The sequence below is a fragment of the Pseudomonas sp. EL_65y_Pfl1_R83 genome, from assembly GCF_963970695.1.
Lineage (GTDB): Bacteria > Pseudomonadota > Gammaproteobacteria > Pseudomonadales > Pseudomonadaceae > Aquipseudomonas > Aquipseudomonas tritici.
The window spans coordinates 19,849-42,801 of the sequence record NZ_CAXAQI010000012.1 but is presented as its reverse complement, the minus strand read 5'-3'; the positions used below and the strand labels follow the sequence as shown (position 1 = coordinate 42,801).

At 60.2% G+C, this 22,953-nt stretch carries 21 protein-coding genes and 2 pseudogenes; 8 read left to right on the top strand and 15 right to left on the bottom strand.

All coding sequences use genetic code 11. The features are described from left to right. Window positions 1-121: 121 nt before the first annotated feature. Genes AACY08_RS17795 through AACY08_RS17785 form a run of 3 tightly spaced genes read right to left on the bottom strand, consistent with a single transcriptional unit; the run spans window position 122 to window position 3,812 of the window. Entirely contained in the window at window positions 122-1,588 is a 1,467-nt protein-coding gene (locus AACY08_RS17795; protein ID WP_339470640.1) for an N-acyl-D-amino-acid deacylase family protein, read from the bottom strand. Window position 1,589: 1 nt separating this feature from the next. Next, window positions 1,590-2,450 carry a MurR/RpiR family transcriptional regulator gene (locus AACY08_RS17790; protein WP_339420539.1) on the bottom strand — a complete coding sequence of 287 codons (861 nt, stop codon included), beginning with the start codon at window positions 2,448-2,450 and terminating at the stop codon, window positions 1,590-1,592. 12 nt (window positions 2,451-2,462) lie between these two features. Further along, complete coding sequence (locus AACY08_RS17785; RefSeq protein ID WP_339420538.1) at window positions 2,463-3,812, bottom strand: GntT/GntP/DsdX family permease; 1,350 nt, start codon at window positions 3,810-3,812, stop codon at window positions 2,463-2,465. 248 nt (window positions 3,813-4,060) lie between these two features. Here AACY08_RS17785 and AACY08_RS17780 point away from each other — a divergent pair, with 248 nt between their 5' ends. After that, complete coding sequence (locus AACY08_RS17780) at window positions 4,061-4,441, top strand: lysozyme inhibitor LprI family protein (protein WP_339470638.1); 381 nt, start codon at window positions 4,061-4,063, stop codon at window positions 4,439-4,441. 4 nt (window positions 4,442-4,445) lie between these two features. Here the strand turns inward: AACY08_RS17780 and AACY08_RS17775 are convergent, their stop codons facing one another. The 4 genes and pseudogenes from AACY08_RS17775 to AACY08_RS30560 all read right to left on the bottom strand — a co-directional run. Next, window positions 4,446-5,891 (bottom strand): SulP family inorganic anion transporter, encoded by a 1,446-nt coding sequence (locus AACY08_RS17775; RefSeq protein WP_339470637.1) that lies wholly within the window; start codon window positions 5,889-5,891, stop codon window positions 4,446-4,448. A gap of 200 nt (window positions 5,892-6,091) precedes the next feature. Beyond that, a complete protein-coding gene (locus AACY08_RS17770; RefSeq protein ID WP_339470636.1) occupies window positions 6,092-6,985 on the bottom strand; it encodes an NAD-dependent epimerase/dehydratase family protein in 894 nt (297 codons plus the stop codon). A 103-nt stretch (window positions 6,986-7,088) separates the two neighbouring features. Then, entirely contained in the window at window positions 7,089-7,985 is an 897-nt protein-coding gene (locus tag AACY08_RS17765; protein ID WP_339470633.1) for a LysR family transcriptional regulator, read from the bottom strand. A 60-nt stretch (window positions 7,986-8,045) separates the two neighbouring features. Beyond that, window positions 8,046-8,123 (bottom strand): annotated as a pseudogene (locus AACY08_RS30560) (sulfite exporter TauE/SafE family protein); the annotation flags it as partial. Between AACY08_RS30560 and AACY08_RS17760 the strand changes: the two are divergent. Continuing rightward, a pseudogene (locus AACY08_RS17760) lies at window positions 8,107-8,706 on the top strand (LysR substrate-binding domain-containing protein); the annotation flags it as partial. The pseudogenes AACY08_RS30560 and AACY08_RS17760 overlap by 17 nt on opposite strands. Here the strand turns inward: AACY08_RS17760 and AACY08_RS17755 are convergent. Together AACY08_RS17755 and kynU are read right to left on the bottom strand one after the other, a co-directional pair. Continuing rightward, on the bottom strand, window positions 8,652-10,058 hold the full coding sequence (locus tag AACY08_RS17755; RefSeq protein ID WP_339470632.1) for an amino acid permease: 1,407 nt from the start codon (window positions 10,056-10,058) through the stop codon (window positions 8,652-8,654). The pseudogene AACY08_RS17760 and the gene AACY08_RS17755 sit on opposite strands and share 55 nt — an antisense overlap. A gap of 137 nt (window positions 10,059-10,195) precedes the next feature. Continuing rightward, on the bottom strand, window positions 10,196-11,446 hold the full coding sequence (gene kynU / locus AACY08_RS17750) for a kynureninase (RefSeq protein ID WP_339470629.1): 1,251 nt from the start codon (window positions 11,444-11,446) through the stop codon (window positions 10,196-10,198). A 144-nt stretch (window positions 11,447-11,590) separates the two neighbouring features. Between kynU and AACY08_RS17745 the strand changes: the two genes are divergently transcribed. Further along, a complete protein-coding gene (locus tag AACY08_RS17745; protein WP_339437464.1) occupies window positions 11,591-12,064 on the top strand; it encodes an Lrp/AsnC family transcriptional regulator in 474 nt (157 codons plus the stop codon). Window positions 12,065-12,175: 111 nt separating this feature from the next. On the opposite strand, the gene catA is transcribed toward AACY08_RS17745, so the two are convergent. The 3 genes from catA to AACY08_RS17730 are packed head-to-tail and all read right to left on the bottom strand — an operon-like array spanning window position 12,176 to window position 14,577. Further along, a complete protein-coding gene (catA, locus tag AACY08_RS17740; protein WP_339420529.1) occupies window positions 12,176-13,105 on the bottom strand; it encodes a catechol 1,2-dioxygenase in 930 nt (309 codons plus the stop codon). Window positions 13,106-13,146: 41 nt separating this feature from the next. Then, window positions 13,147-13,437 (bottom strand): muconolactone Delta-isomerase, encoded by a 291-nt coding sequence (gene catC / locus AACY08_RS17735; protein WP_065874670.1) that lies wholly within the window; start codon window positions 13,435-13,437, stop codon window positions 13,147-13,149. A gap of 12 nt (window positions 13,438-13,449) precedes the next feature. Then, entirely contained in the window at window positions 13,450-14,577 is a 1,128-nt protein-coding gene (locus tag AACY08_RS17730) for a muconate cycloisomerase family protein (RefSeq protein ID WP_339470627.1), read from the bottom strand. Between the two features lie 114 nt (window positions 14,578-14,691). On the opposite strand from AACY08_RS17730, the gene AACY08_RS17725 reads away from it, so the two are divergent. Then, window positions 14,692-15,567 carry a LysR family transcriptional regulator gene (locus AACY08_RS17725; RefSeq protein WP_339420527.1) on the top strand — a complete coding sequence of 292 codons (876 nt, stop codon included), beginning with the start codon at window positions 14,692-14,694 and terminating at the stop codon, window positions 15,565-15,567. 63 nt (window positions 15,568-15,630) lie between these two features. Here AACY08_RS17725 and AACY08_RS17720 read toward each other — a convergent pair whose 3' ends face one another. After that, on the bottom strand, window positions 15,631-16,611 hold the full coding sequence (locus AACY08_RS17720; RefSeq protein WP_339470625.1) for an AraC family transcriptional regulator: 981 nt from the start codon (window positions 16,609-16,611) through the stop codon (window positions 15,631-15,633). A 311-nt stretch (window positions 16,612-16,922) separates the two neighbouring features. Between AACY08_RS17720 and antA the strand changes: the two genes are divergently transcribed. The 4 genes from antA to AACY08_RS17700 all read left to right on the top strand — a co-directional run bounded on the left by antA (window position 16,923) and on the right by AACY08_RS17700 (window position 21,327). After that, on the top strand, window positions 16,923-18,314 hold the full coding sequence (gene antA / locus AACY08_RS17715) for an anthranilate 1,2-dioxygenase large subunit (RefSeq protein ID WP_339470624.1): 1,392 nt from the start codon (window positions 16,923-16,925) through the stop codon (window positions 18,312-18,314). After that, window positions 18,314-18,805 carry an anthranilate 1,2-dioxygenase small subunit gene (gene antB, locus AACY08_RS17710; RefSeq protein ID WP_339420524.1) on the top strand — a complete coding sequence of 164 codons (492 nt, stop codon included), beginning with the start codon at window positions 18,314-18,316 and terminating at the stop codon, window positions 18,803-18,805. Before antA ends, antB begins: the two co-directional genes overlap by 1 nt. A gap of 41 nt (window positions 18,806-18,846) precedes the next feature. Continuing rightward, the gene (antC, locus tag AACY08_RS17705; protein ID WP_339470623.1) at window positions 18,847-19,854 is read left to right on the top strand and encodes an anthranilate 1,2-dioxygenase electron transfer component AntC; all 1,008 of its coding nucleotides are present in this window, start codon (window positions 18,847-18,849) and stop codon (window positions 19,852-19,854) included. Window positions 19,855-19,926: 72 nt separating this feature from the next. After that, window positions 19,927-21,327, top strand: a complete 1,401-nt coding sequence (locus AACY08_RS17700) for an amino acid permease (RefSeq protein ID WP_339427499.1) — start codon at window positions 19,927-19,929, stop codon at window positions 21,325-21,327. Between the two features lie 82 nt (window positions 21,328-21,409). Here AACY08_RS17700 and kynA read toward each other — a convergent pair whose 3' ends face one another. Next, a complete protein-coding gene (gene kynA, locus AACY08_RS17695) occupies window positions 21,410-22,267 on the bottom strand; it encodes a tryptophan 2,3-dioxygenase (protein WP_219269019.1) in 858 nt (285 codons plus the stop codon). After that, window positions 22,264-22,914, bottom strand: a complete 651-nt coding sequence (gene kynB, locus AACY08_RS17690) for an arylformamidase (RefSeq protein ID WP_339470622.1) — start codon at window positions 22,912-22,914, stop codon at window positions 22,264-22,266. The genes kynA and kynB overlap by 4 nt, the downstream gene beginning before the upstream one ends. Window positions 22,915-22,953: the final 39 nt, after the last annotated feature.

Genomic DNA, 22,953 nt, shown 5'->3' with positions numbered 1-22,953 from the left:
TCCCGTGTTGAATGACAGATCGCAATCGCAGGCAAGCCAGCGCCCACAGATGATCGAATGTGGCTGGATAAATACGATCAACTGTGGGAGCCGGCTTGCCTGCGATGAACGATAAACCGGTCTATCCACCCGCCACGAATCCACGGCGCAAATCCCCACTGCGTGCCAGGAAGCGCCCTGCGCGCCGGCCATTCGCGCGCCCATTGCTGTAGCTCAACGCGCCGTTGACCCACACACCATCGATGCCTTCCGCCGCCCGCTGCGGTGCTTTGAAATCCGCCACATCGCGCACGCGCAGCGGATCGAACAACACCAGGTCGGCCCAGTGCCCTTCACGGATTTCACCGCGCTCGGCCAAACCAAAACGCGCCGCCGACAAGCCGGTCATTTTGTGCACCGCCGTGTGCAGCGCAAACAACCCGACATCCCGGCTGAAATGCCCCAATACCCGTGGAAACGCCCCCCACAAACGCGGATGTGGAAACGGGTCTTCCGGCAGCCCATCCGACCCGACCATCGACAATGGATGCGCCAGGATCTTGCGCACATCGTCTTCATCCATCCCGTAATACACAGCCCCTGCCGGTTGCAGGCGGCGCGCTGCATCCATCAACGAAACGCCCCACTCGGCGGCGATATCCTGCAAGTCGCGCCCGCCCAGCTCCGGGTGCGGTGTCGACCAGGTGATGGTGATGCGAAACGCGTCAGTCACCTGCTTGAGGTCCAGGGTCGAAGAACTCGCCGCATAGGGATAACAATCACACCCCACTGGATGGGTTCTAGCAGCCGCTTCCAGCGATGCCAGCAGCTGCGGGCTACGCCCCCAATTCCCCGCGCCGGCGCATTTGAGGTGGGAAATAATCACCGGCGCCTTGGCATGCCGGCCAATCAAAAACGCCTCGTCCATCGCCTCCAGCACCGGCTCGAATTCACTGCGCAAATGGGTGGTGTACACCGCGCCATACGCGGTGAGTTCTTCACTCAGTTGCAGCACTTCATCAGTCTCGGCATTGAACGCACTGGCATAGGCCAGGCCTGTGGATAAACCAAGGGCGCCGGCTTCAAGGCTTTCCTGCAACTGCACGCGCATGGCGGTGATTTCATCCAGCGAGGCGCTGCGGTGCAGGTCGTCCATATGGTTGTTGCGTAGCGCCGTATGACCGACCAGTGCGGCAACGTTCACCGCCGGATGCGCCGCGTCCACCGCCGCGCGGTAGTCGGCAAAACGTGGATAAGTGAACGCCTCGCGCGTGCCCAACAAGTTCATCGGGTCCGGCGGATCGCTGCGCAAACTCACCGGCGTGGCGCTGATGCCACAATTGCCGACGATCACCGTGGTCACACCCTGGCTGAGCTTGGGCAGCATTTGCGGATGGCGAATCACCACGGTGTCATCGTGGGTGTGCACGTCGATAAAACCCGGCGCCAGCACGCGCCCCATGGCGTCGATTTCATGCTCGGCCACGGCCGCCGACAAGTCACCGATCGTCTCGATGCGCCCGTCGCGCAACCCCACATCAGCAACGTAGCCGGGCGTATTGCGGCCATCGATGATCAGCGCCTGGCGTATCAACGTGTCGTACTTCATATCAGTCTCCAAGCGGCAGGCTATCGGGACCGCCGCGGTAATCGTCCAGGGCCAGCTTGATCCGGCGCAGGCGTTCCTGGTTGTCGTCGGGCATAGCCAGCGCCAGCTCGGTGGCGAGCAGGTCGATGGCCAGCAGCATGCCGTAGCGCGCGGCGGTGGGCTTGTAGATAAAACTGGTTTCGGCCGGTTGCAACGGCAGCAGCACATCCGCCAACTGGGCCAAGGGCGAATCGGCCAGGGTGATGGCGACGACACGCGCGTCGTAGTTGCGCGCCAGTTCCACCACGTCCAGTAACTCGGGGGTGAGGCCGGTCAGGGAACACACAATCAATGCATGGTCCGGGCCCAAGGTCGCTGCCGTGACGCGCATCATCAGCGGGTCATGACAAGCCGCAATCGGATAGCCCAGGCGCACCAAGCGCACCTGTAATTCATCACTGCACAGGCTCGACGGGCCGCCCATACCGAACGCGTGGATCATCCGTGCCTTGCCCAGCAGGCTGACCGCGTCAACGAAACTCGCCTGGTTGAACCCCGACAAGTGCTGACGCAAAGTCGCCTCGATATCACCCAGAATCTGCCGATGAAACGCCGATTGCTCCGGCAACCCCGCCGGGTCCAGGAAGCGGCTACCGACGCCACTGGCTTGGGCCAATTGCAGGCGCAAGTCGCGCAAATCCCGGCACCCCACACTGCGCGCAAACCGCGACAAGGTCGCCGTGCTGACCTCGGCCCGCTGGGACAACGCTTCCAGGCTGGCCGAAGCGGCAAAGCCTACGTCCTCCAGCATCAGCCTGGCGATACGCCCTTCACCGGCGCTGAAGGAATCCTGGCGGGCGCGGATCTGGTAGAGGATGTCCATGGGGTCTCCGGGTTACAAAATGCAGGACAGACCGTACGTCAGACCAAAGGCGACAAGAGAGATCAATGTCTCCAGCACGGTCCAGGTCTTGAAGGTCTGGATCACCGTCATATTGAAGTATTCCTTGATCAGCCAGAAGCCGCCGTCGTTCACGTGAGAAAAGATCACCGAACCCGCGCCGGTGGCCAGCACCAGCAATTCGGGGTGTGGATAACCCAGGCCCATGGCGACCGGCGCCACCACGCCGGAGGCGGTGGTCATAGCGACAGTGGCAGAGCCTGTAGCAATACGCATCAGTGCAGCGAACAGCCAACCCATCACCAGCGGCGACAGATGGAAGGCATGGGCCAACCCGAGGATTTCGTGGGTGACGCCAGCGTCCACAAGGATTCGATTCAACCCGCCGCCCGCCCCCACCAGCAAGGTGATACTGGCGGTCGGCGCCAGGCACTCATTGGTAAACCTGAGGATTGACTCGCGGTTGAAGCCCTGGGCCAGGCCCAAGGTCCAGAAACTGACCAACGTCGCCACCAACAACGCGATCACCGAGTTACCGATAAACAGCAGGAATTGATTAAAGCCCGTGCCCGGGGTGGAAATCACGTTGGCCCAGCCGCCAATCATCATCAACACTACCGGCAACAGGATAGTGCCCATGGTCAGCGCGAAGCTCGGCAGGCGCGTGCGCGGTTCGCGCTCGATGAACTGGCGTTCCAGCGGGTTTTCCGCCGGCAGATGAATACGCGGCACGATGAATTTGGCATAGACCGGGCCGGCAATGATTGCCGTGGGAATGCCGATCAAAATCGCATACAGCACGGTCTGCCCTACCGAGGCGTTGTACGCCAGTACCGCCATCATCGCCGCCGGGTGCGGCGGCACCAGCGCATGCACCACCGACAAACCGGCGACCATCGGCAAGCCGACCATCAGGATCGACACGCCCACGCGCCGCGCTACGGTAAAGGCGATCGGCACCAGCAACACAAAACCGACTTCGAAAAACAGCGGCAGCCCCACCAGGAACGCGATGCACACCATCGCCCAGTGCGCGTTGCGTTCGCCAAACCGGTTGATCAGCGTGCGCGCCACCTGCTCGGCACCGCCAGACTCGGCCATCATCTTGCCCAGCATGGTGCCCAGTGCCACCACCAAAGCAATATGTCCCAGGGTCTTGCCGACGCCCGCCTCGTACGAGCCCATGATGGTATCCGCCGGCATCCCGGCCATCAGCGCCAGGCCGATGGACACCAGGGTGATGACGATAAACGGGTTGAGCCGGTAACGTGCAATCAGCACGATCAAAGCAATGATGGCGATGGCAGCGTATGCCAATAGCCCGAAGCCCGGTGATGCGGCCATGCGGTACTCCTCGGAAAGGGTCACGTCGAGTTGGTTGTGAAACTCATAAATCATTACCGAAGGGCATTTTCAAATGCTATGAAAGTGATTTTCGCCCACGGGTAAGCGCTGTCGCGTTGGGGTATGCGCGACAGCCGTACATGAAAACTCGGGGGGTGTTCTTACATGAGGTTCAGAAAAGGCTGGAAACTCAGCGCGAGCGCTTGAGTCATAGAATGCACATCCCTTTAAGCCCAGGAATATCGACCATGATTCGCACATCCCTTGCTGCCGGTGCCGTGCTTCTAGCCCTGTGTGGCACTGCTTCAGCCGCCGACAACGCGGCCTTGAAAAAATGCATGGACGGCGCCAACACGACCGTAGAAATGGTCAGTTGCAACGTCAAAGAAGCCAAGGTCCAGGACACGCGCCTGAACAAGGCCTACAAAACCGCCCTCGCCGCCCAGAAAGGCGCGCGCAAGCAACAACTGCAAGACGTGCAGCGCCTGTGGATAAAGTACCGTGACGCCAATTGCGCCTTCGCAGGGTCCGCCACCGGCGGCACCATCGACCAGGTCAACGGTACCGGCTGCATGCTGGACATGACCCAGACCCGCGCCCAGGAACTGGAAACCCTGGTCGGGCCTTGATCACTTACTCATGATGTACCCGGGCGCGCTTGAGCAACTTCTTGCAGCGCTCGGACAAATGCAGCACCCGCAGATGCTTGCCAGCCTTGGTGTAGCGCTCGCGCAGGGTCATCAGTGCAGCAATCGCCGAGTAATCGACAAAGCTCAGGTGGCGGCAATCCAGTGTCACCCGGTCCGGATCATTGGCCGTATCGAATTGATTCAGGAACGGTGTGGTCGAGGCAAAGAACAGCGTGCCGTGCAGGCGGTAGAGCTTGCTGCCATCAGCCTCCAGATGCTCATCGGCATACAACTCGCGCGCTTGTTGCCAGGCGAAATTCAACGCTGCGATCACAATGCCGCACAGCACCGCCGTGGCCAGGTCGGTGAACACGGTGATCACCGTCACCGCGATAATCACCAGCACGTCATTGAGCGGCACCTTGTTGATCACGCGCAGCGACGCCCAGGCGAAAGTCTGTTGCGACACCACAAACATCACCCCCACCAGCGCCGCCAGCGGAATCCGCTCAATAAACGGTGACAGAAACAGAATGAACAGCAAGATCATCACCCCGGCAAACACCCCGGAGAAACGCCCGCGCCCGCCGGAGCTGAGATTGATCACGGTTTGCCCGATCATCGCGCAACCGCCCATACCGCCGAACAGGCCCGAAACCATATTCGCTGCGCCAAGGGCCACGCTTTCGCGGTCGGGGTAGCCACGGGTCTCAGTGATTTCGTCGGTGAGGTTGAGGGTGAGCAGGGTTTCCAACAGCCCAACCATCGCCATCAGGAACGCGTAGGGCGCGATGATGCCGAGGGTTTCCAGGGTCCAGGGGATTTGCGGCAGCGCGAACGTTGGCAGGCCACCGGCGATGTGGGCCATGTCGCCAAGGGTGCGGGTTGGTAGGCCAAGCAGGTAGACCGCCAGGCCGACGCCGAGGATCGCCACCAACGCGGGCGGCACGGCGCGGGTGATGCGCGGCAGCAGGTAGACGATGGCCATGGTCACCAGCACCAGGCCGGCCATCACGTACAGCGGCGTACCGCTGAGCCAGGTTTCACCGCTTTTGAAATGCTCCAACTGTGCCAGGGCGATGATAATCGCCAGGCCGTTGACGAAGCCGAGCATCACCGGGTGCGGCACCATGCGCACCAGCTTGCCCAGGCGCAGCAGGCCGAAGGCAACCATGATTAACCCGCCCAGCAATACCGTGGCCAGCAGATACTCCACGCCGTGTTGCACCACCAACGCAACAATCACGACAGCCATCGAGCCTGCCGCACCGGACACCATGCCGGGTCGACCACCAAACAACGCCGTGAGGGTGCAGATGATAAAAGCGCCGTAGAGCCCCATCAGCGGGTTGAGATGGGCCACCAGGGCAAAGGCGATGCATTCGGGCAGCAACGCAAAAGAGGTGGTGAGGCCAGCCAGGGCATCGGCGCGCAGACGGGTGAGGTTCATGAGGTACCAGGGTAATGCGGGGGATAAGGCGGGGAATGGTACGGAATTGAGCGCGGCGGGGCCAGTCTCGGGTGAACCAGACGGACCGAGTGGCCCCTTTCGCGAGCAAGCCCGCGCACACTTGACCGAGTTTCAACGTTGGAATGCAGTCAAATGTGTGGGCTTGCTCGCGAAGGCAGCAGCTCGGTCTCAAGCGAACATCACACCCTCTCGTGGCGAATCCACTCCACAACGGAAGTCCGCTTCGGCGCCCAGCCCAACAGTTCACGGGCATGCTTGCCCCGCACCCGGCTGTTGGAGCCCAAACCATAATTCGCCATTTCATAGCCCCACTCGGCCTCGGCGTCGGCCAGTGGCCAATCCTGCGGTTTACCCAGTTTCAAGGCTTCGGCAATGGCCGTGGTCATGTCGATAAACGACGCCTCGCCGCTTTCCACGAAGTAAAAAGTGCCTGGCACATTCTTGGCCAGCGCCAGCAAGTACAGCGCAACCACGTCTTCAATGTGCACGTTGGACCACATGTTCTGCCCGCTGCCCACATGACGCACCACCCCGCTCTTGCGGGCTTGCTTGAGCAGACGCGGCAATTGCACGCTGTCGCGCTTCACGCCCAGGCTGTGGCCGTAGATCAACGTATTGCAGATCACTGCCGAATTCACACCGTCCTGAGCGGCGGCCAGGATCAGGTTATCGATGGCGACACGGGCCGCTTTATCGACAGTCGGCTCAGGAAGGTTGTCTTCGAAGTAGATGACATCACTGCCTTTGCCACCCGACGCATCACCGACGATGCTTGAACCGCTGGTGTGCAGGAACGGCTTGTTCGAGCCCTTCAATGCTGCCAGCAGGGTTTCAACGGCCGCACGATGGTCGCTGCTCGCGGCATTGATCACCGCATCGGCCTTTTGCGCCTGCTCGGTCAACACGGCGCTGTCATCCAAGGTGCCGATTACCGGGGTGATGCCCAGGGCGGTCAACTCGGCGGCTTGTTCGGCACTGCGCACCAGGCCGGTAACGGTGTGGCCGGCCATGACCAGGCCAGTGGCGATGGAACCACCGATAAAACCGGCTGCGCCGGTGACGAATACGTTCATGGAGAGTGCTCCTGACTGAATAAGTGATGGGGCCAGTATCACGGGCTGATCCATGACGAATAAGCCCCGTTTACCCAATTCACTCTTGCGCAAGAGTCACGAATCAGCGCGCATACCGCGCCAGCTTGGCCTGGATAAAGTCGAGGAAACACTGGATGCGCAACGCCAGTTGCGAGTTGCGGTAGAACACCGCGTGGATTGGTTGGCGATAGCCACTGTTGAACGCTTCCAGCACCGGCACCAGGCGCCCGGCGTCGATGTCGGCGCCGGTCATGAAGTTCGACAGGCAGCAAATACCCTGGCCCTCCAGCGCCAACTGGCGCACGGTCTCGCCGCTGGAGGCGGCCACGCTGGGCTGGATCAGCCAGCGGTCACCGTCTGCATGGCGCAGCGGCCAGTGGTTGAGGGTTTCAGTCTGGGTGAACCCTAGCAAAGTGTGGTCCGCCAACTCGGTGACCGTGGACGGTGTGCCGTATTGCTTGAGGTAGTCGGGGCTGGCGAGGATATGCAGCGGCGTACTACCAAGGGCTCGTGCATGCAGGGTGGAATCGCCCAGGGCGCCGATGCGAATGGCGATGTCGGTGCTTTGCTCAAGCAAATCGATAATCAGATCATCGCTGTTCAGCTCCAGCTGGATCTGTGGGTAGAGGCTGCGAAACTCGGCGATGTACGGCACGATGCCATGCAGCATGAACGGCACGGCGGCATTGATGCGCAGACGCCCGGCGGGCTTTTTCTGGCGCGACGACAGGCGTTCCTCCAGCTCATCCATCTGCGCCAGGATCACCTTGGCCTGCTCGAAGAAGTACTTGCCCTCCTCGGTCAGGTCCATGCGCCGCGTGGTGCGGTTGATCAGCGTGGTGTCGAGCTTGGCTTCCAGGCGCGACAAGGTGCGGCTGACCGCCGAGGGCGTATACCCGACCTGTTCGGCGGCGGCGGAAATCGAACCGCACTCAATCACGCTGACGAAGATCTGTAGCTCATCGGATCGGGCTTTCACACGTCGTTCTCTCTTATCCGTTCGCAGCAGCTTACACCGAGAGATTGAACTGTTGCGCCTTTAACCACTGATCAGCAAGTGACCGCCCAATAGCGCCATGCCGATGAAAAATACGCGTTTGAACAGCACCGCCCTCAGCGAATACTTACCCGAGTTGCTGGCGGACTTTTTGCGCGAGCACCCCAACCTCGATATCGACCTGCAAGAGCTTCCGAGCCTGCGCATTACCCAGGCCTTGCGTCAGGGCACGGCGGACCTTGGGATCATTTCCGACGCCGTAGACACCCACGGCCTGCAGACCCTGGCGTTTCGTGACGATCCGCTGGCGCTGATCATGCCGCTGGATCATCCACTGACGACGCAACACGTGAGCTTCATCGACAGCCTGCAACACGACTACGTAGGCCTCGCCGCCAACAGCGCGCTGTCGGTGTACCTGGAAGAACAGGCGCTGCACGCAGGCTTTCGCTTGCAGACGCGCATCCGTGCCGAGGGTTTTGATGGCGTCATTCGCATGGTCGCCGGTGGCGCCGGCCTGGGTATCGTGCCCCAGGCCGCACTGGAGCGTGGGCAGCCGGAACGTCGCTTCAAGGCCCAACCGTTGCAAGAGGATTGGGCCTGCCGAAAGCTGCTGCTATGTGCGCGCTCGTTCGAACAGCTGCCGGGCTACGCCAAAGCCTTGTTCGACGCCTTGGCCCTGCCTTTGCGGAAAAACCCGTAGTAAACCGCCGACAGAATCAATAGAAACGGCACACCAAACACCAACGTCATCTTGAACGCCTCGGTGAAATAGGTGGTGATCATCACCGCGCCCATCAGCACCAGCCCCAGCAGGGTGCTGTACGGGAACAGCCGCATCTGGAAGGATAACGTCGGCCCGCCGTGACGCGTGCGATAGCGCCGGAAAAACAGGTGCGTGAGGAAGATCATGAACCAGGTGAAGATCGCGCCAAACATCGAAATCGCCATCATCAGGGTGAACGAGCTTTCCGGGTACACCACATTGAGCAACGTCGCCAGGGCGATGCCCGAGCTGGACAGCAACAACGCGTTCAACGGAATGCCGCTCTTACTCAAGGCGCCCATGGACTTGGGCGCAAAGCCGGCGCGGGACAAACTGAACATCATGCGCGTGGTGATGTAGAGCTGGCTGTTCATGGCCGACAGCGCCGCAATCAGGATCACAAAATTCATTACCCCCGTGGCGCCGGGAATGCCGATGGTCTGCATCACTGTGACGAATGGGCTCTGGGTTTGCCCGGCCTGGTTCCACGGCACGATGGCCAGCATCAGCGCCAGGGTCAGCAGGTAAAACACCACGAGGCGCACGATGGTGGCGCGGAACGCTTTCTTCACTGCTTGTTGCGGGTCCGCCGCTTCACCGGCGGCCACCGCGATCATCTCCACGCTCAAGTAGCTGAAGATCGACACGATCACCGCGATCCACATGCCGCTCAAGCCATGGGGAAAAAAGCCGTCATGGGCGGTGTAGTTCTGCACCCCGTAGTCCGGGTTACCGGAGCCGAATACTACGTACACCGCGAGAATAATGAAGCCGACGATCGCGCTGATTTTGATCGTCGAGAACCAGTATTCGAAGTTGCCGAAGGTCTTCACGCTGATCGCATTGAGCACAATCAACACGCTGGAAAACGACACGATCCACACCCATTCCGGTACGTTGGCGAACCAGTACTTCATGTACATCGCCACAGCCGTGACCTCGGCCCCCACCGCCAGTACTATCGCTGCCCAGTAGGCATACCGCACCAGAAAGCCCGCCAGCGGGCTGATATAGAACTCGGCGTAGGCGCCAAAGGAGCCCGAGGTGGAATGCGCCACGGTCATTTCCGCCAGACAGCCCATCAACAGCAAGGTGATCAACGCACCAATGGCGTAGCTCACCAGCACACTGGGCCCGGCATAACCGATGGCGTAGGCGCTGCCCATGAACAGCCCGGTGCCGATGGCGCCACCGATGGCGATCATGCTCATCTGGCCGCAAGTGAGCTGGCGCCGCAGGCCCAGCTCGCGGTGGGTGATCTCTGCAAAGCCGTTGTCTGGCGTGGTCACGTGGTGTGCCCCTTTATTATTGTGAGGGTTGTTGCTGGCGCTGAACCCTGTGGGAGCTGGCTTGCCTGCGATGGCGATGGTGAATTCACTACCGTCTTCGCAGGCAAGCCAGCTCCCACATTGGATTTGGGTTGTGCTTAAGTGACGCTGTTTCGGACTTTGTATTGCGGCTGGTCCCAGGTGTGGTTGTCGAGGATGTCGCCGAGGATTTCCACCGCATCGAATACCTCGGTAAAGCTGGTGTACAGCGGGGTAAAACCAAAGCGCATGATGCGCGGTTCTCGGTAATCGCCGATCACTCCACGGGCGATCAAGGCCTGGATCACCGCGTAGCCTTCGGGGTGTTCAAAGCTCACATGACTGCCGCGCCTGGCGTGCTCACGCGGGGTGATCAGTTCCAGACCGTGGGCGCCGCAACGGGCCTCGACCAGGGCAATAAACAGGTCAGTCAGGGCCAGGGATTTGCTGCGCAGACTCGCCATGTCGGTCTGGGCAAAAATCTCCAGGCCGCATTCCACCATGGCCAGCGAGGTAATCGGCTGGGTGCCGCACAAGTAACGCGCGATGCCTGCGCTCGGTGCGTAAGTCGACTCCATGGCGAACTGGCGGTTGTGCCCGAACCAGCCGGACAACGGCTGACGCACCACATCCACCAACGCCGGGTTGACCCACACAAACGCCTGGGAGCCCGGGCCACCGTTAAGGTATTTGTAGGTGCAGCCAATCGCATAGTCGGCACCCGCCTGATGCAGGTCGATGGGCACGGCACCTGCCGAATGCGCCAGGTCCCAGATACTCAACGCGCCACATTCATGGCTCAGGGCGGTCAGCGACTGCATGTCGTACATGTAGCCGGTTTTGTAGTTGACGTGGGTAAGCATCACCACCGCCACGTCCTCATCGATGGCCTGGGGCAATTCGTCCGGGCTGTTTACCAGGCGCAGGGAATAACCTTGCTGCAGCAGCTCGGCCAGGCCCTCGGCAATGTACAAATCGGTAGGAAAGTTGCTCGCTTCGCTGACGATCACTTTGCGATGAGGCTGGCGTTGACGTTGCACAGTCAACGCCGCGCTGAGCACCTTGAACAGGTTGATCGAGGTGGTATCGGTGATCACCACTTCGCCGTCATGCGCACCCATCAGCGGCGCCAGGCGGTTGCCCAGGCGCTGGGACAAGTCCGCCCAACCGGCGCTGTTCCAGCTGCGAATCAGGCCATTGCCCCATTCTTCGGCAATCACCGCCTGCGCCCGCGCCAGCGCCGCCACCGGACGCGCGCCGAGGGAGTTGCCATCGAGGTAGATCACGCCCTCAGGCAAGGCGAACTGACGACGCAACGCTGCCAGCGAATCCTGGGCATCGAGGGCTTGGCAATGGCTTCGAGTGGTCATGGGTTGTCCTGGCTTTTATAAGTGAGAATGGACCAAATAATGAACGAAGTTTTAGAGAATTTTCGTGCAAAGTGGTGGGTAACAGGCTAATTAAGCTGTAGGAAATTCGAATTTAACCCCCAAACACGCGGATTTATTCTAACCATGATTCTTGACGCCACCGACCTGCGCCTCCTGCATTTCCTGCAACAGGATGGTCGTATCAGCAACCAGGAGCTGGCGGAAAAAGTTGCATTGTCGCCTTCCGCCTGCCTACGCCGTTTGCGCCTGTTGGAGAGTGAGGGAATCGTCAGCGGCTATCGCGCAGTGCTGAATGCCGAGCAATTGGGAATCGAGCTGGAAGCCATCGTCCACCTGTCGTTGCGCCAGGACGTGGAAGATTGGCATGAGACGTTTATCAAGAAGGTGCAGGGCTGGCCGGAAGTCGCCAGTGCCTATGTGATCACGGGTGCCAGCAACTATGTGCTGCGCGTGCAGGCGAGGAATCTGAAGCATTTTTCCGACTTTATCGTGAACCACTTGAACCGCACGGCGGGGGTGATGGATATCCGTTCGGAGATTGTGTTGCAGAAGATCAAGGATCGGGATGAGGTGCTGGATCTGGTCATCCGCAAATAACCGTAACACCCCAGAACCCAAGGGGGCTTGCTCGCGAATGCGGTGTATCAGTCGCCGAATATATTGACTGAGATACCGCATTCGCGAGCAAGCCCACATTTTTAACCGCGTTTAATCTTCCAAAGCGCGTACGCGTTGCATGCGTTTTTGCTCTACCGGCGCGTCAGCCACGTGCAATTCAAAGTCAAAATCAATCTGCGCAAACCGACCCTCCACGCCAAACCCGCGCGCCAGCTGCGGGTCGTCACTGAAGCGAATCTGCGCAATCAATTCATCCCGCGTGGCATAGGCAAAATCATCATGCAGGTACGGGTCGTCCGACAGGTTGATCTGCGTGGTCAGGTGCCGATGCCCCGGCGCCGAGATAAAGAAGTGGATATGCGCCGGCCGCTGTCCGTGACGCCCGAGTTGATCGAGCAGTTGCTGGGTCGGCCCGCTCGGCGGGCAACCGTAACCCGACGGCACGATGCTGCGAAAACGGTAGTTGCCCTGGGCATCGGTCTCGATGCGACGGCGCAGGTTGAATTCGGATTGCGTCGGGTCGAACCACGAATACGTACCCGCGGTGTTGGCCTGCCACACATCCACAATCGCCCCCGCCACCGGCTTGCCATCGATGTCACGCACCTGCCCGCGCATGAACAGCGGCACCGCATCATCCTTGCCATCATCCAGCCGTGCCTCGTACTTCGACAACGGCGCCCCGGCCACGTACAACGGGCCTTCGATGGTGCGCGGGGTACCGCCGGACTTGCCGGCCTCTTCATCGGCGGCGTCCATCAACAGGTCCAGGTAATGTTCCAGGCCCAACCCGGCGGCAAGTAAACCGGCTTCCTGGTTTTTGCCCAGTTCGTTGAGGTAGTTGACGGCCTTCCAGAACTCTTCCGGGGTCACCTCCAGGTCTTCGATGATGTTCACGGCGTCACGCAGGATCCGGTAGATCAGCGATTTAGTGCGCGGATTGCCGCGGTCGTTAAGGTTGCCGCTGGCTTCTTCGAGAAACTGTTGGGCATGGGCAGTCTGGGACAGTCGGATGGACATGGTGCATTCCTCATCTTGTAGTTATTAGTTTGAAAATCGACCTAGCGGTCATCCTCATGGATCGACGACGGGTGCCGGCACAACGCATTCACTTCGATAGCCATGTAGGGGTAAAGCGGCAGTTGCATCAGCAGGTCGTGCAGTTCCTGCACACTGTCGACGTCAAACACGCTGTAGTTGGCGTAGTGCCCGGCGATGCGCCACAGGTGGCGCCATTTGCCGTCTTGTTGCAGGCGTTGCGCCAAGGCTTTCTCATCGGCCTTGAGGCTGGCTGCACGTTCGGGGTTCATGTCGACGGGCAGGTTCACGGTCATTTTTACGTGGAACAACATGGCAGACGCCTCTTAGTGTTTGTCACGACGGAAGAACGCCAGGCGCTCCTCATCAATGGCCAGGCCCAGGCCCGGTGCGTTGGAGACATGCAGCTGAAAATCGCGATAAACCGGTGGCTCGGTGAGGATGTCTTCGGTCAGCAGCAACGGACCAAACAGTTCGGTGTCCCACGCCAGTTTGTTCAGCGTGAGAAAGGCATGTGCAGAAGCCAGGGTGCCGATACCGCCCTCGAGCATGGTACCGCCGTACAGGCCAATACCCGCCGCCTCGGCAATCGCAGCAGTGCGCAACACCGCACGGGGGCCGCCGTTCTTGGCGATTTTGAGGGCGAACACCGACGCCGCGCCTTCGCGGGCCAGGTTGAAGGCATCCTCGACACACTCAATGGACTCATCGGCCATGATCGGCGCCGGGCTCGACAGGTTGAGCCGCGCCATGCCGCCACGGTTATTGCGTGAGATCGGTTGTTCGATCAGGTCGATCCCGTTGTCGCCGAGCACCTTGCATGCCCGCAGTGCCACGGCTTCATCCCACGCCTGGTTGACGTCGACACGCACACTGGCACGCTCGCCAAGGGCCTTTTTGATCGCGATCACATGGGCCAGGTCATGGCTGACTTCGCCCGCACCAATCTTCAATTTGAAGATGCGGTGGCGGCGCAGGTCGAGCATCTTTTCTGCCTCGGCAATGTCCTTTTCGGTGTTGCCGCTGGCCAGGGTCCAGGCCACCGGCAACGCGTCACGCACACGGCCGCCGAGCAACTCGCTGACCGGCAGGTTCTGGCGTTTGCCCAGCGCGTCGAGCAAGGCGCTTTCGATACCGGACTTGGCAAAGGTGTTGCCGCGAATGTTGCGCTCCAGGCGCAACATGGCCGCGTTGATATTGCTCGCGTCCTGGCCAATCAACAGCGGTGCGAAATGGCGGTCGATGTTGACCTTAATGCTGTCGGGGCTTTCATTGCCGTAGCTCAGGCCGCCAATGGTAGTGGCTTCGCCGATGCCTTCGATGCCGTCGGCGCAGCGCAGGCGGATGATCACCAGCGTCTGGTTTTGCATCGTGTGCATCGCCAACTTGTGCGGGCGAATAGTGGGGAGGTCGACGATGACAGTGTCGATCGACTCAATGGCGCAAATCGGCATGGCTATACCCGTTGGGTTATTTTTAGAGTTGAGCCGATTCTGTTCCGCATCTTTCGAGGCTTCCAATATAGAATTAGTCTCGACCAATACCCCAAAGGTATGAAAGGAGCCGTCATGGAACTGCGTCACTTGCGCTATTTCCAGGTGCTGGGAGAAACCCTGAACTTCACCCGCGCCGCCGAACGTCTGCACATCGCTCAGCCGCCGTTGAGTCGGCAGATCCAGCAATTGGAGGATGAGCTGGGCGTGATTTTGCTGGAGCGTGGCCGGCCGCTGCGGCTGACCGAGGCCGGGCGGTTCTTCTATGAGCACGCCAATGTGCTGCTGGAGCAACTGAACAAAGTCTGCGACAACACGCGCCGCATCGGCCAGGGTGAAAAGACCTGGCTGGGTATCGGTTTTGCACCCTCGACCTTGTACGGCGTGCTGCCTGAATTGATTCGGCGATTGCGCAGTCACGAGGCGCTGGAGCTGGAATTGGGGCTGTCGGAGATGACCACCTTGCAGCAGGTCGAGGCGCTCAAGGCTGGGCGGATTGATGTGGGGTTCGGGCGGATTCGTATCGACGATCCGGCCATCGTCCAGCGTGTGCTGGTGCAGGACCGGCTGGTCGCCGTGTTGCCCGCCGGTCACCCCTTGCTGGGCGCGCCCGCCACCCTCACTCAACTCGCCGCCGAGCCGTTTGTGCTTTACCCCGGCAACCCGCGCCCCAGCTATGCCGACCATGTGATTGCGCTGTTCGACGCCCATGGCCTGAGCCTCAAAGTGGCGCAGTGGACCAACGAACTGCAGACCGCTATCGGGCTGGTCGGGGCCGGGATGGGGGTGACGTTGGTGCCGGCTTCGGTGCAGGTGCTGCACCGGGCGGATATTGGCTACACGCCGATTGTGGAAGCCACGGCGACGTCGCCGATCATCCTCAGCCGACGGGTGAATGATCAGTCGCCGGGGCTGAATCATTGCCTGCACCTGGTGGAAGAACTGATCTGAGCCTCCCAAACACTGAGAATCCAATGTGGGAGCAGGCAAGCCACAGTTTGATGTTCATTGTCTTCAGATACTGCGCATGCGCTTGCGCTGCTGGGTCTGGCTGGGGGACTCGTCGAACAGTTTTCGGTATTCGGCTGAAAACCGGCCCAGATGAGTAAACCCCCAACCTAGAGCGATTTCGGAAATGGTGCGAGTGGAGCCATGCTCAAGGATTTCCTGGCGAACCGAACTCAGTCGGTACTTCTTCAAATAAGCCATCGGCGACAGTGCGAAATACTTACGAAACGCATCGAACAGCTTGAACCGCGACACCCCTGCGGCCGCTTCGAGGTCTTCCAGATGCACGGCTTCGCGAGCGTTGTCGTGGATGTACTGGCGCGCACGGATCAGGTAGTGCGGCAGTTTCACGCCCAATACGTCGCGCAGTTCTTCGGAGTAATTGTTCGGCTGGGCCAGGATCAGGCCCTTAATCAACGAACTTTCCAGGTCGCGGGTGAACGCAGCCTGCTCATACAACTCGCTGCCGTGTTCCAGCTCCGCAATGAAGTAACGCACCATGCGCCACCACGACGCTGAAGCGCCATCCACCGCGTCCATCAACGACTCAAAGCGCAACGGCGCCTCAATCGGCCGATGCAGCAACCCTTCCAGGGACTCGCTCATCGCTGCGCGCGTGATCACCACCTGCAACTTGCGACAGTCACCGGAAATGGCCAGCACCTGGTGCTCGTTAGGCGAGATGATCACCCCTTGGTCACGGTTGGAACTCAGGCGCTCGCCGTTCTTGCTCAATTCCTGCTCGCCCACCAGCGGCAGGCTCAGGCTATAGCTGCTGAAGTGCTCGGCGTCTTCGATGTCGATGGTCACGTCGGTGCCGTATTCGATCATGCCCAAGGTAGTGGCGCGCGACTTGAACACGTTGGCGCTGTGATGAAAACGCAGGCGTTCGGGCGTGGCGGTGGCCAGGCGATGGGGCCCGCAGATGCCGGACATCCAGCTGCGGGCGCCTTCCAGGTCGAAGCGTTGAATCGTTTGGCTGCTCATCAGGGTGCACCCACGGCGGTTAGGCATTTGCGCGCTCTGACGGCGCGTCCTGTCGATCAAGGCAAGTTCCAAGCCACACCTGCCGTATCGCAACCCGATGGATAGCAACGGTCGACTATGTGGATAAGTAGCCGGCTTTTTTCGCCTCTTGCCCTGCCAGACAGTAGCGCATCCCGTCACCGGCCTGCACCGGGTTGGGTATTTGCTGCCCAATTATCCGGCTCAGGTTCCCCCATTAAGTGGATAGCCCGCGCCCTGCCCCGCTGCCTCTAATGAACCACCGTTTAGCCCCAATCAAAAAGGTGCCTCCCATGAGTGGTGCAAGAAGCGTCGAGCAATGGAAAAGCTTTATCGACAGTTGCCTGGATTTTCGCCCGGCAGATGAAGTGTTCCGCATCGCCCGCGACATGTTCACTGAACCGGAACTGTTCGACCTGGAGATGGAACTGATCTTCGAGAAAAACTGGATCTACGCCTGCCACGAAAGCGAACTGGCGAACAACCACGACTTCGTGACGATGCGTGCCGGGCGCCAGCCAATGATCATCACCCGCGATGGCGACGGCCAGCTCAACGCGCTGATCAACGCCTGCCAGCATCGCGGCACCACGTTGACGCGAGTCGGCAAAGGTAATCAGTCGACATTCACCTGCCCATTCCACGCCTGGTGCTACAAGAGCGATGGCCGGTTGGTGAAGGTCAAGGCGCCAGGGGAATACCCGGAAGGTTTCGACAAAGCCACACGCGGCCTGAAAAAAGCCCGCATCGAAAGCTACAAAGGGTTCGTGTTTATCAGCCTGGACGTGAACGGCACGGACAGCCTGGAAGACTTCCTCGGCGATGCGAACGTGTTTTTCGACATGATGGTCGCCCAGTCCGCCACCGGTGAGCTGGAAGTGCTGCGGGGCAAGTCCGCCTACACCTACGATGGCAACTGGAAATTGCAGAACGAAAACGGCCTGGACGGTTATCACGTCAGCACCGTGCACTACAACTACGTGGCCACGGTGCAGCACCGCCAACAGGTGAATACCGAGAACGGCAGCCCGTCCGGCACCACTCTGGACTACAGCAAACTCGGCGCCGGCGACGCGAATACCGACGACGGTTGGTTCGCCTTCAACAACGGCCACAGCCTGCTGTTCAGTGACATGCCCAACCCCAGCGTACGTTCCGGCTACGCCACCATCATGCCGCGCCTGGTCGAAGAGCACGGCCAGCAAAAGGCCGAGTGGATGATGCACCGCCTGCGCAACCTGAACATCTACCCGAGCCTGTTCTTCCTCGACCAGATCAGCTCGCAACTGCGCATTATCCGGCCGGTGGCGTGGAACAAGACCGAAATTATCAGCCAGTGCCTGGGGGTGAAAAACGAATCCGACGCCGACCGCGAAAACCGTATTCGTCAGTTTGAAGATTTTTTCAACGTTTCGGGCATGGGCACGCCGGACGACCTGGTGGAGTTTCGCGAAGCCCAGCGCGGTTTCCAGGGCCGGCTGGAGCGCTGGAGCGATATCTCGCGCGGCAGCCATCGCTGGGAAAGCGGCCCAACGCCCAACAGCGAAGCCATCGGCATCCAGCCGGCCATGACCGGCACCGAGTTCACCCACGAAGGCCTCTACGTGAACCAGCACCGCAACTGGCAGCGATTTCTGTTGGATGGCCTGGACCGGCAAGCGCTGAAACTGCGGGAGGTGGAATGATGAACGCGCACCTGCAATACCAGATAGAGCAGTTTTTCTACCGCAAATCCGAGCTGTGCGACGCCCAGGACTGGGATGCCTATGTGCAACTGTTCGATCCGCAGAGTGAATTCCACCTGCCGCAATGGGACTCGGAACACGTCTACACCCGCGACCCCAAGCGCGAGATGTCGTTGATCTATTACGCCAACCGTTCGGGCCTGGAAGACCGCGTGTTCCGGTTGCGCACGGGCAAAGCCGCGTCGGCGACACCCATGCCGCGTACCGTTCACCTGATCAACAACGTACGCATCGCCGAGCAGGCGGATGGCATGCTGGAAGTGCGGCTGAACTGGCACACGTTGTTTTGTCGGTTGGCCACTTCGGAGCAGTTTTACGGGCATGCCACCTACAGCCTCAAGCCCCATGGCGACAGTTGGTTGATTACGCGCAAGCACGCGTTGCTGCTCAACGACACCATCAACTCGGTGCTGGACTTCTATCACCTGTGAACACCTCCACAGCTGCTACGGGGTGTTTGGAGAGCAATCAGATGAATCACAAAGTGGCCTTCAGTTTTGCCGATGGCAAGACTCTGTTTTTCCCGGTAGGCACCCATGAAATCCTGCTGGACGCAGCACTGCGCAACGGCATCAAAATCCCTCTGGACTGTCGCGAAGGCGTGTGCGGCACCTGCCAGGGTCGTTGCGAGTCAGGCGATTACAGCCAGGATTATGTGGACGAAGAAGCGCTGTCGAGCCTCGATCTGCAACAGCGCAAGATGCTCAGTTGCCAGACGCGGGTGAAGTCCGACGCAACGTTCTATTTCGACTTTGATTCAAGCCTGTGCAATGCGCCCGGTCCGGTGCAGGTGCGAGGCACGGTGAGCGCGGTGCAGCAGGTGTCGGCGAGTACGGCGATCCTGCAGGTGCAGTTGGATCAGGCGCTGGATTTTCTGCCGGGTCAATACGCACGCCTGTCGGTGCCTGGCACGGACCGTTGGCGGTCTTACTCCTTCGCCAACCTTGCGGGCAATCAACTGCAGTTTCTGATCCGCCTGTTGCCCGATGGGGTGATGAGCAACTACATCCGCGAGCGCTGCCAGGTGGGCGATGAGCTGTTGATGGAAGCGCCACTCGGTGCCTTCTACCTGCGCCACGTCACCCAACCGCTGGTGCTGGTGGCGGGTGGAACCGGGCTTTCGGCCTTGCTGGGGATGCTGGATGAACTGGCTGCCAATGGCTGCAACCAGCCCGTGCACCTGTACTACGGCGTGCGCGGCGCCGAAGACTTATGTGAGGTGGCACGCATCCAAGGTTATGCCACAAAAATCGCTGATTTTCGCTACACCGAAGTATTGAGTGCCCCGTCAGATGAATGGCCCGGCAAACGGGGCTACCTCACCGAGCATTTCGACTTGGCTGAATTGCGGGACAGATCGGCGGATATGTACCTGTGCGGCCCCCCTCCAATGGTCGAGTCCATCCAACAATGGCTGGCGGATCAGGCACTTGATGGCGTTCAGCTGTATTACGAAAAGTTTACGCAGAGTAATATCTGACCCCTCAGCACTTCTGAGGGGTTGGTGCTGCGTGCAATCAACCCTGAGAAAAACAAGTAGAAGGGAATGTTAATGGCGGATGACATGGTTAACCCGGTAGGCCTCAAGCGTGGCCTGAAGAACCGGCACATTCAGCTGATCGCCTTGGGAGGGGCGATCGGCACGGGGTTGTTCCTCGGCTCGGCCGGGGTGCTCAAGTCGGCGGGGCCGTCGATGATCCTCGGTTACGCGATTGCCGGTTTTATCGCGTTCCTGATCATGCGCCAGCTCGGTGAAATGATCGTCGAAGAGCCGGTGGCCGGGTCCTTCAGCCACTTCGCCCACAAATACTGGGGCGGTTACGCAGGCTTCCTGGCGGGCTGGAACTACTGGGTACTCTACGTGCTGGTGGGCATGGCCGAACTGACGGCCGTGGGCAAGTACATCCAGTTCTGGTGGCCAGAGATCCCGACCTGGGTCAGTGCGCTGGTGTTCTTTGTCGCGGTGAACCTGATCAACACCCTGAACGTGAAGTTCTTCGGTGAGACCGAGTTCTGGTTCGCGATCATCAAGGTGGTGGCAATTGTCGGCATGATCGTGCTCGGCTGCTACCTGCTGTTCAGCGGTACCGGCGGCCCGCAAGCGTCCGTCAGCAACCTGTGGAGCCACGGCGGGTTCTTCCCGAATGGCGGCATGGGGCTGTTGATGTCCATGGCATTCATCATGTTCTCGTTTGGTGGCCTGGAGCTGGTGGGTATCACCGCCGCCGAGGCCAGCGAGCCGCGCAAAGTGATCCCGAAAGCGATCAACCAGGTCGTCTACCGGATCCTGATCTTCTACGTCGGCGCGCTCACCGTGCTGCTGTCGCTGTACCCGTGGGACCAACTGTTGCAAACCCTCGGCGCGTCGGGCGATCCCTACAGCGGCAGCCCGTTTGTGCAGATCTTCTCGCTGATCGGCAACGACACCGCTGCGCACATCCTCAACTTCGTGGTGCTGACCGCGGCGCTGTCGGTATACAACAGCGGCGTGTACTGCAACAGTCGCATGCTGTTCGGCCTGGCCGAGCAAGGCGATGCGCCAAAAGCGTTGATGAAACTCAACAAGCAAGGCGTGCCGCTGCGGGCGCTGGCGATTTCGGCACTGGTGACGATGCTGTGCGTGGTGGTCAACTACGTCGCGCCGCAGAGTGCGCTGGAGTTGCTGTTTGCGCTGGTGGTCGCCTCGCTGATGATCAACTGGGCGTTGATCAGCATCACCCATATCAAGTTCCGTAAGGCCATGGGCGAGCAAGGCGTGACGCCGTCGTTCAAGACCTTCTGGTTCCCGTTCAGCAACTACCTGTGCCTGGCGTTCATGCTGATGATCATCAGCGTGATGCTGGCGATCCCGGGTATTCGCGAGTCGGTGTATGCGATGCCGGTATGGGTGGGGATTATCTACATTGCCTACCGGTTGCGGATGAAAAACGCGAAAGTAGCCGTGATGCAATAACCCCTGTGGGAGCGGGCAAGCCCGCTCCCACAATTTTGAGTGCATGCCAAATGAAGAGCCCCGGTGATCCGGGGCTTTTTGTTTACAGCGTGGAGCGAACTCGCCAGAGTTCGGGGAACAGCACGGTATCGAGCATCTTGCGCAAATAGCCCACGCCTTCGGTGCCGCCAGTACCCGGCTGGAAGCCGATAATCCGCTCCACCGTGGTCACATGGCGGAAGCGCCACTGACGGAACGAATCCTCCAGGTCGATAAATTTCTCGGCCAACTGATACAAATCCCAGTACCGGCTTGGATCGCGATACACCTCGCGCCACGCGGCCTCCACGGATTCATCGTGAACCGTCGCCGCCGTCGGGTCGCGCTCGGCACGTTTCGGGTCAATCGCCAAACCTGCCTTGACCATCAGGTTGATCGCTTCGTCATACAGCGACGGCGTAGCAATCGCCACTTTCAACTGATTCAACAGCTCCGGCCGATGGGCGTGGGGCCGCAACAGCGCCGCGCTTTTATTGCCGAGGATAAATTCGATCTCACGGTACTGGAACGACTGGAACCCAGACGACTGCCCGAGGAACGGCCGAATGGCTTTGTACTCCGATGGCGTCATCGTCGCCAGCACCGCCCAGGCGTGCACCAATTGATCAAAGATCCGTGAGACCCGCGCCAGCATCTTGAACGCCGGCGGCAACTCGCCCAGGCGCACGTGCTCGCGGGCGGCCTTGAGTTCGTGGAGCATCAGTTTCATCCACAACTCAGAGGTCTGGTGCTGGATGATGAAGAGCATTTCATTGTGGTCCGGCGACAGCGGATGCTGGGCGCTGAGGACTTTGCCCAGGTCCAGGTAATCGCCGTAGCTCATGGACTCGGAAAAATTCAGTTCGGCGTTATGCCATTCTTCCGGGGGTTGGTAATCAGGCGAGAAAGGACATTGGCTCATCGCGTGGGCTCCTTGAGCGGACGGAGAATGGCGCGGACCGGGCTGGCGTCGAGGTTGGCGAAACGCAGCGGCAGCGCGATCAGTTCATAGTCGCCCTCCGGCACGTCATCGAGCACGATGCCTTCCAGAATCGCCATGCCATGGCGGCACACGGCGTTGTGGGAATCCATGGTCTTGGACTGCTGCGGGTCCAGGGACGGGGTGTCGATACCGATCAAACGCACACCCAGGCTGGCCAGCAGCTCGATGGTTTGCGGGGCAATGGCGGTGAAGTTCGAGTCCCATTCGGTGAGTGGCGCTTTTGGATAAGTGCGCAGCAACACACGCTCCGGCACGTTATCCACACGGCCTTCCAGCTGATGCGGCTGCACCAGCGCAACGCTGTCCAGGCAATGCAGCACACGGCAGGGCCCCATGTACACCTCCAACGACACCTCGCCAATCGGCGCGCCGTCTGCGCTGTAATGCAGCGGTGCATCCACATGGGCACCGGTGTGCGGCGATAGGGTAATGCGCCCGACATTCACCGGGCACTCCGGGCCGAACTGCCACACGCGTTCTTCCTGGAACGGCGTATCGCCCGGCCAGGTCGGGGTCGCCGTGCTCAAGGGTGGGCTGATGTCCCACCACGTTTTTATTGGGTTCATTTGAAGGCTCTCGGCGGTTACTGGGGTGAATGATACGAG

Bases quoted from the DNA above. Each gene is read 5' to 3' on its own strand.
- kynU (WP_339470629.1), bottom strand. From the start codon at position 11,446: ATGACCACTCGAAGCCATTGCCAAGCCCTCGATGCCCAGGATTCGCTG.
- antB (WP_339420524.1), top strand. From the start codon at position 18,314: ATGAACGCGCACCTGCAATACCAGATAGAGCAGTTTTTCTACCGCAAA.
- AACY08_RS17730 (WP_339470627.1), bottom strand. From the start codon at position 14,577: ATGCCGATTTGCGCCATTGAGTCGATCGACACTGTCATCGTCGACCTC.
- AACY08_RS17700 (WP_339427499.1), top strand. From the start codon at position 19,927: ATGGCGGATGACATGGTTAACCCGGTAGGCCTCAAGCGTGGCCTGAAG.
- antC (WP_339470623.1), top strand. From the start codon at position 18,847: ATGAATCACAAAGTGGCCTTCAGTTTTGCCGATGGCAAGACTCTGTTT.
- AACY08_RS17775 (WP_339470637.1), bottom strand. From the start codon at position 5,891: ATGAACCTCACCCGTCTGCGCGCCGATGCCCTGGCTGGCCTCACCACC.
- AACY08_RS17785 (WP_339420538.1), bottom strand. From the start codon at position 3,812: ATGGCCGCATCACCGGGCTTCGGGCTATTGGCATACGCTGCCATCGCC.
- kynB (WP_339470622.1), bottom strand. From the start codon at position 22,914: ATGAACCCAATAAAAACGTGGTGGGACATCAGCCCACCCTTGAGCACG.
- AACY08_RS17725 (WP_339420527.1), top strand. From the start codon at position 14,692: ATGGAACTGCGTCACTTGCGCTATTTCCAGGTGCTGGGAGAAACCCTG.
- catA (WP_339420529.1), bottom strand. From the start codon at position 13,105: ATGTCCATCCGACTGTCCCAGACTGCCCATGCCCAACAGTTTCTCGAA.
- catC (WP_065874670.1), bottom strand. From the start codon at position 13,437: ATGTTGTTCCACGTAAAAATGACCGTGAACCTGCCCGTCGACATGAAC.
- AACY08_RS17790 (WP_339420539.1), bottom strand. From the start codon at position 2,450: ATGGACATCCTCTACCAGATCCGCGCCCGCCAGGATTCCTTCAGCGCC.
- kynA (WP_219269019.1), bottom strand. From the start codon at position 22,267: ATGAGCCAATGTCCTTTCTCGCCTGATTACCAACCCCCGGAAGAATGG.
- AACY08_RS17745 (WP_339437464.1), top strand. From the start codon at position 11,591: ATGATTCTTGACGCCACCGACCTGCGCCTCCTGCATTTCCTGCAACAG.
- AACY08_RS17780 (WP_339470638.1), top strand. From the start codon at position 4,061: ATGATTCGCACATCCCTTGCTGCCGGTGCCGTGCTTCTAGCCCTGTGT.
- AACY08_RS17795 (WP_339470640.1), bottom strand. From the start codon at position 1,588: ATGAAGTACGACACGTTGATACGCCAGGCGCTGATCATCGATGGCCGC.
- AACY08_RS17720 (WP_339470625.1), bottom strand. From the start codon at position 16,611: ATGAGCAGCCAAACGATTCAACGCTTCGACCTGGAAGGCGCCCGCAGC.
- antA (WP_339470624.1), top strand. From the start codon at position 16,923: ATGAGTGGTGCAAGAAGCGTCGAGCAATGGAAAAGCTTTATCGACAGT.
- AACY08_RS17770 (WP_339470636.1), bottom strand. From the start codon at position 6,985: ATGAACGTATTCGTCACCGGCGCAGCCGGTTTTATCGGTGGTTCCATC.